Below are 12,342 nucleotides of genomic sequence, written 5' to 3'. Positions count from 1 at the left end.
TTTTATTATAATCTATGAGGTAAAAAAGGGTAATTTTCTTGTTCGTACACTACATCGTACATCACGTTCAACTCTGGGAATGGAGACTCTTCAGCGAATTTTTCACATTCAGCTACTAAATCTTTCACTCGTTGATCCATTGCCTCGATTTCGTTTTCTGACGCATATCCGTTTGTTCTAATTACATCTAAAACTTGTGTAATTGGATCAATCTTTTTGTATTCTTCTACCTCTTCTTTTGTTCGATAATTTTGTGCATCAGACATAGAGTGTCCTCTATAGCGATACGTTTTCATCTCCAATAAAGTAGGTCCATCTCCACGACGTGCTCTTTCAATCGCTTCGTACATCGCTTCTGCTACTTTTACAGGATTCATTCCATCTACTGGTCCACTAGGCATTTCATAACCCAATCCCAATTTCCAGATTTCAGAATGATTAGCTGTACGCTCTACAGAGGTTCCCATTGCATATCCGTTATTTTCAATAATGAATACCACTGGTAACTTCCAGTTCATTGCCATATTAAAAGTTTCGTGCAATGATCCTTGACGTGCCGCACCATCTCCAAAGTAACACATGGTTACTGCTTTTCTATCAAAATATTTATCTGCGAATGCTAATCCAGCTCCCAAAGGAATTTGTCCACCTACAATACCATGTCCGCCATAGAAGTTATGTTCTTTAGAAAAGATGTGCATTGATCCACCTAAACCTTGAGATGTACCAGTACCTTTTCCTAACAACTCTGCCATGATTCTTCTTGGGTCAACACCCAATCCGATAGGTTGTACGTGATTTCTGTATGCTGTAATCATTTTGTCTTTTGACAAATCCATTGCGTGTAAAGCTCCAGCCAAAACCGCTTCTTGCCCATTATATAAATGTAAGAATCCTCTTACTTTTTGTTGAATATATAAAGCGGCAAGCTTGTCTTCAAACTTTCTCCAAAATAGCATGTCTTCATACCACTTTAGATAAACTTCTTTTGTAATTTCTTTCATATGACTTTACTTTTCATGAGTAGATCAGCTACTCTAAATACAGACTTTGCTAAATACCCACTATACTGTGGAAAGGCAAAAATAGCACATCTACTTTAGATTGAAAAATTTATTTGAAGTATTTTAAATTACAGGTATTATTCTTTATATTTTTTAAGAAAATATTTAATATTAGTTAAAAACACCCTCCTTAACATTACTACAAATATAGCGCCCCAAATAGCTTTTAGACTAATTATTCACAGCCGTTTCATTCTTTTTATACGAAAGACACAGCCCAAATACAAACCCCATCATTTTCTTTAAAAATTAATGCAATTACACACTGTGAGCAAACAAAATAAATCGCAAGATACGCGATTACAATACGCTTACTATAAAAACAAAAAATAAGCCCTTCTAGAGAGGATTCTCATCAAAGGGCTCGATTCACGCTTAAAATAAAATATAAATTAGGTCATTACTTGCTGCTTATACGAATATAAAAACGGGCAGTAACAACGACTATCCTAATTTCAGCTTTATTGCAAGGCAAATGAAAGGCTCTATCGCTCACACTTAGCTTTGCTATTTTGCCTATTTTCACACTTACGTGCTATACAAGGTATGCGGTGTAGTTCTTTCATTTTAGTAAGACAAAACAAGTCAATTTCAGGGGCAATTCCAATAAAATCAAATTAAGCTATAGTTAACCCATATCAAATTTAGGTTATGGAATCCATCCAATTCTTCCTATAAAAAACACCCCTTTTCAGATTTCGCAACCGCTATATTTTTACTTTTTCAATAAACATGACAACACATCACCTCATTAATCAAAAGAAACCTTCTATTTGGCAATAAAAAAGCTTGTATCAGCCTAAAAAAGCAATCCGAGCGCTTGGTTATACGCTTTAATATTGGGATAACATTTGGCGACATTTGAGTTGCATGTTAGTAAAACATCAAAAAATTGTAAACAGCAAACGAAACAAAAACCGTCAATCTTCGAACGAACAAAAAAAGCCTCACACTTTCGTGTGAGGCTTTTCTTATATCGCGTTAATTAAGCTTCTCCTTTGGGTCCAAAATTAATTGGTGGCATTGAACTATTACTAGCTTCATAATCCTTTATTTCACCATTAGACTGTTCAAACCTAGTGATATTATCTTCTAGCGCTTGTAAGAGTCTCTTTGCATGTTGTGGAGTTAAGATGATTCTCGACTTCACTTTAGCTTTTGGCACACCAGGCATGATGTTCACAAAATCGACAACAAATTCAGTGTTTGAATGATTGATTATTGCCAGATTTGAATAAGTTCCCTCTGCCGTTACTTCATCCAATTCGATATTGAAGTTATTTTGATCGTCCGTCATGTTTTAGAAATTTAATTCTTGTTCTTGCGTTAATAAATCTCCGTTTTCATTAGAAGAAACAATAATACTTTCATACTCACGCATACCAGTACCAGCAGGGATTCTATGTCCAACAATTACGTTTTCTTTTAATCCCATTAACGTATCAATCTTACCAGCAACAGCTGCTTCGTTTAACACTTTTGTTGTTTCCTGGAACGACGCTGCAGAGATAAATGACTTCGTTTGTAACGATGCTCTAGTAATACCTTGTAGAATTGGCGTACCAGTTGCTGGCATTACATCTCTAGAGATTACTAAGTTTTTATCTTCGCGTTTTAACAATGAGTTTTCATCGCGTAATTCACGCATAGAAACAATTTGTCCTTCTTTCAGATTCTCAGATTCACCAGCATCCACAACAACTTTCATACCGAATAAACGATCGTTTTCAACGATAAAGTCACTTGTGTGAACCAATTGATCTTCTAAGAATAAGGTATCTCCCGGATCTTGAATTTGAACTTTACGCATCATTTGTCTAATAACAACCTCAAAGTGTTTGTCATTAATCTTCACCCCTTGTAAACGGTAAACTTCTTGAATCTCGTTTACTAAGTACTGCTGTACAGCAGAAGGTCCTTGGATACGTAAAATATCATCTGGAGTAATTGCTCCATCTGACAACGGTAAACCAGCTCTTACGAAGTCATTCTCTTGAACTAGAATTTGATTCGAAAGTTTAACTAAATACTTTCTTACATCTCCTGTTCTTGATTCAACTACGATTTCTCTGTTACCTCTCTTCACTTTACCGAAAGATACAACCCCATCAATTTCAGAAACTACAGCTGGATTCGACGGATTACGCGCTTCTAAAAGCTCTGTAATACGAGGTAAACCTCCTGTAATATCCCCTGCTTTTGATGTATGACGAGGAATTTTAACTAATACTTTACCAGCCTTAATTTTCTCTCCGTCATTTACCATTAAGTGAGAACCTACTGGTAAGTTGTATGAACGAATTAACTCACCATCTTTACCGTAAATTAATAAAGTAGGAATTAATTTTTTGTTTCTTGATTCGCTAATTACTTTTTCTTGGAAACCTGTTTGCTCATCGATTTCAACCATGAACGTTTGTCCTTGTTCGATATCTTCATAAGCAACCTTACCGGTGAATTCAGAAACGATTACCCCGTTATATGGATCCCATTTACAGATAGTAGCACCCTCTTCAACAATATCTCCATCGTTTACATAGATTGTTGAACCATAAGGAATATTGTTTGTTGTTAACAAAATTCCAGTATTTGGATCAAATAATTTAACCTCTGTAGAACGAGAAATTACAATATTGATTGCTTTTCCTTCGTTGTCTTCACTTTCAACAGTTCTAAGTTCTTCAATTTCTAAACGACCTTTAAATTTCGTCGTAATTGTAGAAACCTCAGAAATATTTCCTGCAGTACCCCCAACGTGGAACGTTCTTAAGGTTAACTGTGTACCTGGCTCCCCAATTGACTGAGCAGCAACAACTCCAACAGCTTCTCCTTTTTGAACCATTCTAGCCGTAGCTAAGTTACGTCCATAACATTTCGCACAGATACCAACTTTAGCCTCACAAGTTAATGGAGAACGAACTTCAACAGCCTCAATAGGAGATGCATTGATTGCTTTAGCAATAGCTTCTGTGATTTCCTCACCAGCACCAACAATTACTTCAGAGTTCAATGGATTAACTACATTATTCAATGCAACACGTCCTAATACTCTTTCTCCTAACGATTCAATTACTTCTTCGTTTTTCTTTAATGGAGTTACATCAATTCCTCTTAAAGTACCACAATCTACAGAGTTAACGATAACATCTTGTGCAACATCGTGTAGACGACGAGTTAAATATCCGGCATCCGCCGTTTTTAACGCCGTATCCGCAAGACCTTTACGAGCACCGTGGGTAGAAATGAAATACTCTAAAATCGATAAACCTTCCTTAAAGTTAGAAAGAATCGGGTTTTCAATAATTTCACCACCACCAGCTGTTGATTTTTTCGGCTTAGCCATCAAACCACGCATACCAGTTAACTGACGAATTTGCTCTTTTGAACCCCTCGCTCCAGAATCCAACATCATGTATACTGAGTTAAATCCTTGTTTATCTTCGCGAATATTCTTCATTGCTAATTCCGTCAACATCGCGTTAGTAGATGTCCAAACGTCAATAACTTGATTGTAACGCTCATTATTTGTGATAAGCCCCATGTTATAGTTCACTGTAATATGATCTACTTGTAGGTTTGCGTCATCAATCAAATCTTGTTTTTTCTCTGGAACAATAATATCACCCAAACTGAATGACAATCCTCCTCGGAAAGCATAACCATACCCCATTCCTTTGATATCATCTAAGAATGCAGCAGTTGTAGGTACATCAGTTGTAGCCAAAATACCTCCAATAATATCACGTAAAGATTTCTTAGTCAATACCTCATTGATATACCCTGCTTTTTCAGGAACTACCTCGTTAAACAAGATACGTCCAGCGGTTGTTTCAATGATTCTATATGCTAATTCACCTTTTTCGTTATAATCTTTAGCACGTACTCTTACTCCTGCGTTCAAGTCAAGTTTCCCTTCGTTGATTGCGATGTGTACTTCTTCTACTGAATAGAAAGTCAGTCCTTCACCTTTTACGATTTCTTCTGGTGTCGACTTACGTAACTTAGTCATATAATATAGACCAAGTACCATGTCTTGAGAAGGTACCGTGATAGGCGCACCATTCGCAGGGTTCAAGATATTATGTGAAGCCAACATTAATAATTGAGATTCCAAGATTGCCTCAGGCCCTAACGGTAAGTGAACGGCCATCTGGTCACCATCGAAATCGGCGTTGAATGCCGTACACACTAATGGGTGTAACTGAATCGCTTTACCTTCAATCAATTTTGGTTGGAACGCTTGAATACCTAAACGGTGTAAGGTAGGGGCACGGTTCAATAGAACTGGATGTCCTTTAATTACGTTTTCAAGAATATCCCAAACCACTGGTTCTCTCTTATCAATAATTTTCTTAGCAGATTTTACTGTTTTTACAATTCCTCTTTCAATCAATTTACGGATTACGAAAGGTTTGTATAGTTCAGCTGCCATGTCTTTTGGCAATCCACATTCGTATAATTTCAATTCAGGTCCAACGACAATTACCGAACGAGCAGAATAATCCACACGTTTACCTAGTAAGTTTTGACGGAAACGTCCTTGTTTACCTTTTAATGAATCTGACAACGATTTTAATGGTCTGTTTGATTCTGTTTTAACAGCAGACGATTTTCTCGTGTTGTCAAATAGTGAATCTACAGCCTCTTGAAGCATACGTTTTTCGTTACGCAAGATTACTTCAGGAGCTTTGATTTCCATTAAACGTTTTAAACGGTTGTTACGGATAATCACACGACGATATAAATCATTCAAATCCGACGTTGCAAAACGACCACCATCTAATGGCACTAATGGACGTAATTCAGGTGGAATAACAGGAATCACTTTTAAGATCATCCATTCCGGTCTATTCTCGCGATTCTCATTAGATTCACGGAAAGCTTCAACCACTTGAAGGCGTTTTAACGCTTCCGTTTTTCTTTGTTTAGATGTTTCGTTATTAGCTGCGTGACGCAGAGTATAAGACAATTGATCTAAATTAGTTGTCGCTAATAAGTCCATGATACATTCAGCACCCATTTTGGCGATGAATTTATTTGGATCATTATCATCTAAGAATTGATTTTCCATCGGAAGAGAATCAGCAATATTCAAATACTCTTCTTCTGTTAAGAAATCAAGGCGATTTAATGGTTCACCCTCAGCATTTTTAGCAATACCTGGCTGAATTACTACATATCGCTCGTAGTAAATAATCATATCAAGCTTCTTAGAAGGAAGCCCTAAAATGTAACCAATTTTATTAGGTAAAGAACGGAAATACCAAATATGTGCGATAGGCACAACAAGGTTGATATGCCCCACTCTATCTCTACGTACTTTCTTTTCAGTAACTTCAACACCACAGCGGTCACAAACGATCCCTTTGTAGCGAATTCTTTTATACTTACCACAAGCACACTCGTAATCCTTTACAGGTCCAAAAATACGCTCGCAGAATAAACCATCACGTTCTGGTTTATGCGTACGATAGTTAATTGTTTCTGGCTTTAGAACTTCCCCTCTTGATTCTGCAAGAATCGATTCAGGTGAAGCCAAACCAATTGAGATTTTATTAAACCTTTTTACGGTATTTTTCTCTTTATTTCTATTCATGGTAAACTTACTTGTTAAAGTGTATGATAAAGAGTAAGCAGCAAAAACTGCTTACTCTAAAATCTATAGTTTATTCTTCTAATCTGATGTCTAATCCAAGACCTTTTAATTCATGCATTAATACATTGAATGATTCAGGTAATCCTGGTTCTGGCATAGTTTCACCTTTAACGATAGCTTCGTAAGTTTTCGCTCTACCAATAACGTCATCCGATTTTACCGTCAAAATCTCACGTAATGTACTTGATGCTCCGTATGCTTCTAGAGCCCAAACCTCCATCTCACCAAAACGCTGACCTCCAAATTGAGCTTTACCTCCTAATGGTTGTTGCGTAATTAACGAGTATGGTCCGATTGAACGCGCGTGCATCTTATCATCAACCATGTGTCCTAATTTCAACATGTAAATAATTCCTACTGTTGCTCTCTGGTGGAAACGTTCTCCTGTTCCTCCATCGTACAAATAAGTATGTCCAAATCTAGGAATACCAGCTTCATCCGTAAGAGCATTGATTTGATCTAAGTTAGCACCGTCGAAAATTGGAGTAGCATATTTTTTACCCAATTTTTGTCCAGCCCATCCTAATACAGTTTCATAGATCTGACCAATATTCATACGAGATGGTACCCCTAATGGGTTCAACACGATATCAACAGGTGTACCGTCTTCTAAGAATGGCATGTCTTCATCTCTAACGATTCTAGCAACAATACCTTTGTTACCGTGACGTCCTGCCATCTTATCCCCAACTTTCAATTTACGTTTTTTAGCAATATAAACTTTTGCAAGTTTTAAGATTCCCGATGGTAATTCATCCCCAACGGTAATCATAAATTTCTCTCTACGCAAAGCACCTTGTAAGTCATTCAACTTAATTTTGTAGTTGTGAATCAAGTCAGTAATCATACTGTTTGTCTCTTCATCAACTGTCCATTGTCCTTTGGTTAAGTGAGCGAAATCATCTACTGCATGTAACATTTTTTGAGTAAATTTCTTTCCTTTTGGTAAGATTTCCTCTCCTAAATCATTCAATACACCTTGTGAAGTTTTACCATTCACAATAAAGAATAATTTTTCAACTAAACGATCTTTTAATTCATTGAACTTCACTTCGAATTTAGTTTCTAGTAAAGCCAAATCATCTTTATCTTTTGAACGTTTGCGTTTGTCTTTTACAGCTCTTGCAAATAATTTCTTGTCTAATACAACCCCTCTTAATGAAGGTGAAGCTTTTAATGATGCATCTTTAACATCTCCAGCTTTATCTCCGAAGATAGCGCGTAATAACTTCTCTTCAGGTGTTGGATCAGATTCACCTTTCGGTGTAATTTTACCAATCAGGATATCACCAGGTTTAACTTCAGCACCGATGCGGATCATACCGTTTTCATCTAAGTCTTTCGTTGCTTCCTCACTTACGTTCGGGATATCATTAGTCAACTCTTCGTTTCCTAATTTTGTATCTCTCACTTCTAGTGTATAGTCATCGATGTGGATAGATGTAAAGATATCTTCACGCACTACTTTTTCTGAAATTACGATAGCATCCTCGAAGTTGTACCCTTTCCATGGCATAAAAGCCACTTGTAAGTTACGTCCAAGCGCTAACTCTCCATTTTGTGTAGCATATCCCTCACACAATACTTGTCCTCTTGTCACTCTATCTCCCTTGCGAACGATAGGTTTTAAGTTGATACAAGTACTTTGGTTAGTTTTTCTAAACTTAATTAGATTATATACTTTCTCGTCTGGATCGAAGCTGATTAAACGCTCCTCATCCGTACGGTCGTACTTAATAATAATTTTTTGTGCGTCCACATACTCAACAACACCTTCACCTTCTGCATTAATTAAAACACGTGAATCTGAAGCTACTTGTCTTTCTAAACCTGTACCAACGATTGGAGAATCCGCACGCAATAAAGGCACAGCCTGACGCATCATGTTTGATCCCATCAAAGCACGGTTGGCATCATCGTGTTCTAAGAACGGAATCAAAGAAGCCGAAATCGAAGCAATCTGATTCGGAGAAACGTCTGTAAAGTGTAAATCTTTCGGTTCAACCACTGGGAAATCCCCTTCTTCTTTTACAACTACGCGTTCTTCCGTAATTTTCCCTTCGCTATCCATCGGAACGTTCGCTTGCGCGATTAACATTCCTTCTTCTTCTTCTGCACTTAAATATATAGGCGCATTAACGATATCCACTTTTCCATCCACAACTGGACGGTATGGAGTTTCGATGAATCCCATATTGTTCACTTTTGCATACACCGCAAGTGAAGAAATCAAACCAATGTTTGGTCCCTCAGGTGTTTCAATAGGACATAAACGTCCGTAGTGTGTATAGTGAACGTCACGCACCTCAAATCCAGCTCTTTCTCTAGATAAACCTCCAGGTCCTAATGCTGATAAACGACGTTTGTGTGTAATCTCTGCCAATGGATTCGTTTGGTCCATAAACTGAGATAACTGGTTTGTTCCGAAAAATGAATTAATCACTGAAGACAAGGTCTTCGCGTTAATTAAGTCGATTGGAGTAAACACTTCGTTGTCACGTACGTTCATACGCTCGCGAATTGTTCTAGCCATACGTGCCAAACCAACACCAAATTGAGCTGACAACTGCTCACCTACTGTACGTACACGACGGTTTGATAAGTGGTCAATATCATCAATCTCAGCTTTTGAGTTAATCAATTCAATCAAGTATTTAACAATAGTGATAATATCCTCTTTTGTCAATACCTGTTTGTCAATTGGGGTATCAAGATTAAGTTTCTTATTCATTCTGTAACGACCCACCTCACCTAGATTGTAACGTTGATCGGAGAAGAATAATTTATCAATAATACCACGTGCAGTTTCCTCATCAGGCGGTTCTGCGTTACGCAACTGACGGTAGATGTGCTCTACAGCCTCTTTTTCAGAGTTTGTAGGGTCCTTCTGTAATGTATTATGAATGATGGCATAATCTGCCTGATTATTGTCTTCTTTATGTAGGAGGATATTCTTAACGTTCGCCTCAATGATTTCTTCGACATTATCTTTATCTAGGACTGTATCACGGTCTAAGATAATCTCATTTCTCTCAATTGAAACTACTTCTCCTGTATCTTCATCTACGAAGTCTTCATGCCATGTATTTAACACACGCGCAGCAAGACGACGACCGATGTACTTTTTCAACCCTGTTTTTGATACTTTCACCTCTTCTGCTAAGTCGAAAATCTCTAGGATATCCTTGTCTCTTTCGAATCCAATAGCACGGAATAAGGTAGTAACAGGTAATTTTTTCTTTCTATCAATGTAAGCGTACATTACGCTATTGATATCAGTAGCAAACTCAATCCATGATCCTTTGAAAGGAATTACTCTCGCCGAGTACAATTTTGTACCATTAGCATGGAAAGACTGTCCAAAGAACACACCAGGTGAACGGTGTAATTGAGATACTACCACACGCTCAGCTCCATTGATTACGAATGTACCGCTAGGCGTCATATACGGTATTGTTCCTAAATACACATCTTGAACGATAGTTTCAAAATCCTCGTGTTCAGGGTCAGTACAGTACAATTTTAAACGCGCTTTTAACGGAACGCTATACGTTAGTCCTCTATCAATACATTCTTCAATTGAATAGCGAGGAGGATCAACAAAGTAATCAAGAAACTCCAATACAAACTGATTTCTCGTATCAGTGATCGGGAAGTTCTCCATGAAGGTATTATATAAACCTTCATTACCTCTTTCTTCTGATTTCGTTTCTAACTGAAAGAAATCTTTAAAAGACTTAACCTGGATATCCAAGAAATCTGGGTATGCAGGAATATTCTTTGTAGAGGCAAAATTTAATCTTTCATTCTGATTTGTGATCATCAATGGACAATAAATTTTGTTTATAATGTTTAATAAGATTTACGCACAAATCACTTTATACGCAAAATGGTTTAGGCCTTTGGGATTGCTCCCAAGACCTAAACCTAAAATATTTTGGTTAAAAAGCTTATTTAAGCTCAACAACAGCTCCAGCTTCTTCCAATGCTTTTTTAAGACCTTCAGCCTCATCTTTAGAAACACCTTCTTTGATGTTTGCAGGAACTGAATCAACCATATCTTTAGCTTCTTTAAGACCTAAACCAGTTAATTCTTTAACTGCTTTAACTACTGCTAATTTAGAAGCACCAGCTTCTTTTAATACTACTGTGAATTCAGTTTGCTCTTCAGCAGCACCAGCGTCTCCACCAGCAGCTACAACTACAGCAGCAGCTGCAGGCTCAATTCCGTATTCATCTTTTAATATAGTTGCTAACTCGTTAACTTCTTTTACTGTTAAGTTAACTAATTGTTCTGCGAATTGTTTCAAATCTGCCATTTTTTCTATCGTTTAAATGATTTGTAAAAATATAATTTATTAATGTGCGTTCGTTTATGGAACATTCAAACACAAGAATCTTTTTTTATTCTTCGTCTTTGAATTGATTTTGTAGAGCTGAGATAACTCTTTGAGCAGGTGATTGTAGTAATCCGATGATTTCTCCAATAACTTCCTCTTTCGATTTAATTGCTACTAACGCGTCTAATTGATTGTCACCAATATAGATTTCTTCGTTAATATAAGCTCCTTTTAAAGCAGGTTTATCGCTTTTCTTTCTAAAGTCTTTGATGATTTTAGCCGGTCCGTTAGCAACGTCCGAAATAAAGATAGCGCTGTTCCCTTTTAAAACTGAAGCTAAATCTTCATAGTTTCTCTCAGATGCTTCCATTGCTTTAGCAAGCAACGTATTCTTAACTACTTCTACCGTGATTCCCGCTTTGTTACAAGCTCTTCTCAAGTTAGTTGTAACATCTGCATTTAATCCTGAAATATCAGCAATATAAAAGATATTAGCATCTGCTAATTTTCCTTTAATGTCTTCTATCGCTACTGCTTTTTGTTCTCTAGTCATACGTAAAAATTTTTTCTACCAATTATACTGCTTTAGGATCTAAAGCAATAGCAGGGCTCATAGTACTAGATATATGAATAGACTTAACATAAGTACCTTTAGCTGCTGTTGGTTTTAATTTGATTAATGTTTGAATCAATTCAGCTGCATTCTCTTGAATCATATCAGCACTAAACGATACTTTTCCAATACCTGCGTGAACGATTCCCGTTTTATCAACTTTAAAATCGATTTTACCAGCTTTCACTTCTTGAACTGCTTTCGCTACGTCCATAGTTACAGTACCAGTTTTAGGGTTAGGCATTAATCCTCTAGGACCTAAAATACGTCCTAATGGTCCTAATTTACCCATAACAGCAGGCATTGTGATGATAACATCCACATCTGTCCAACCGTCTTTAATTTTTTGTAGGTACTCATCTAATCCAACATAGTCTGCTCCAGCTGCTGTAGCTTCAGCTTCTTTATCCGGAGTAACTAATGCTAACACTCTAACATCTTTTCCAGTTCCGTGTGGTAGTGTAACTACTCCACGCACCATTTGATTTGCTTTACGTGGATCTACACCCAAACGCACAGCGATATCAACAGATTCGTCAAATTTTGCAGAAGCAACTTCTTTAATTAAAGTAGAACCTTCTTTTAAAGAATAAAATCTACCTTTCTCAATTTTAGCAGCAGCTTCCTTTTGCTTTTTTGTTAATTTTGCCATTTCTTTTTTCTTTTACA

7 protein-coding genes are annotated in these 12,342 nt (G+C 37.0%); all 7 read right to left on the bottom strand.

The genetic code is table 11. The features are described 5' to 3' along the window. Window positions 1-5 precede the first annotated feature (5 nt). Entirely contained in the window at window positions 6-1,004 is a 999-nt protein-coding gene (gene pdhA, locus FBR08_RS09120; protein WP_158962443.1) for a pyruvate dehydrogenase (acetyl-transferring) E1 component subunit alpha, read from the bottom strand. Window positions 1,005-2,049: 1,045 nt separating this feature from the next. Then, window positions 2,050-2,361: a DUF3467 domain-containing protein gene (locus FBR08_RS09115; RefSeq protein ID WP_158962442.1), complete on the bottom strand. Its 312-nt coding sequence runs from the start codon at window positions 2,359-2,361 to the stop codon at window positions 2,050-2,052. Window positions 2,362-2,364: 3 nt separating this feature from the next. Further along, window positions 2,365-6,660, bottom strand: a complete 4,296-nt coding sequence (rpoC, locus tag FBR08_RS09110; RefSeq protein ID WP_158962441.1) for a DNA-directed RNA polymerase subunit beta' — start codon at window positions 6,658-6,660, stop codon at window positions 2,365-2,367. 70 nt (window positions 6,661-6,730) lie between these two features. Next, entirely contained in the window at window positions 6,731-10,543 is a 3,813-nt protein-coding gene (gene rpoB, locus FBR08_RS09105) for a DNA-directed RNA polymerase subunit beta (RefSeq protein ID WP_158962440.1), read from the bottom strand. A gap of 127 nt (window positions 10,544-10,670) precedes the next feature. Next, complete coding sequence (gene rplL, locus FBR08_RS09100; RefSeq protein ID WP_002987565.1) at window positions 10,671-11,039, bottom strand: 50S ribosomal protein L7/L12; 369 nt, start codon at window positions 11,037-11,039, stop codon at window positions 10,671-10,673. An 85-nt stretch (window positions 11,040-11,124) separates the two neighbouring features. Then, window positions 11,125-11,613 (bottom strand): 50S ribosomal protein L10, encoded by a 489-nt coding sequence (rplJ, locus tag FBR08_RS09095; protein WP_158962439.1) that lies wholly within the window; start codon window positions 11,611-11,613, stop codon window positions 11,125-11,127. 22 nt (window positions 11,614-11,635) lie between these two features. Next, complete coding sequence (gene rplA, locus FBR08_RS09090) at window positions 11,636-12,325, bottom strand: 50S ribosomal protein L1 (protein ID WP_115091729.1); 690 nt, start codon at window positions 12,323-12,325, stop codon at window positions 11,636-11,638. Window positions 12,326-12,342: the final 17 nt, after the last annotated feature.

This window comes from Myroides fluvii, from assembly GCF_009792295.1.
In the GTDB taxonomy this organism is placed as follows: domain Bacteria; phylum Bacteroidota; class Bacteroidia; order Flavobacteriales; family Flavobacteriaceae; genus Flavobacterium; species Flavobacterium fluvii_A.
This window is presented reverse-complemented; position numbering and strand designations above follow the sequence as displayed.

What these genes read in the sequence shown, in the direction of transcription:
- pdhA (WP_158962443.1), bottom strand. Translation starts at nt 1,004, where the DNA reads ATGAAAGAAATTACAAAAGAAGTTTATCTAAAGTGGTATGAAGACATG.
- FBR08_RS09115 (WP_158962442.1), bottom strand. Translation starts at nt 2,361, where the DNA reads ATGACGGACGATCAAAATAACTTCAATATCGAATTGGATGAAGTAACG.
- rpoC (WP_158962441.1), bottom strand. Translation starts at nt 6,660, where the DNA reads ATGAATAGAAATAAAGAGAAAAATACCGTAAAAAGGTTTAATAAAATC.
- rpoB (WP_158962440.1), bottom strand. Translation starts at nt 10,543, where the DNA reads ATGATCACAAATCAGAATGAAAGATTAAATTTTGCCTCTACAAAGAAT.
- rplL (WP_002987565.1), bottom strand. Translation starts at nt 11,039, where the DNA reads ATGGCAGATTTGAAACAATTCGCAGAACAATTAGTTAACTTAACAGTA.
- rplJ (WP_158962439.1), bottom strand. Translation starts at nt 11,613, where the DNA reads ATGACTAGAGAACAAAAAGCAGTAGCGATAGAAGACATTAAAGGAAAA.
- rplA (WP_115091729.1), bottom strand. Translation starts at nt 12,325, where the DNA reads ATGGCAAAATTAACAAAAAAGCAAAAGGAAGCTGCTGCTAAAATTGAG.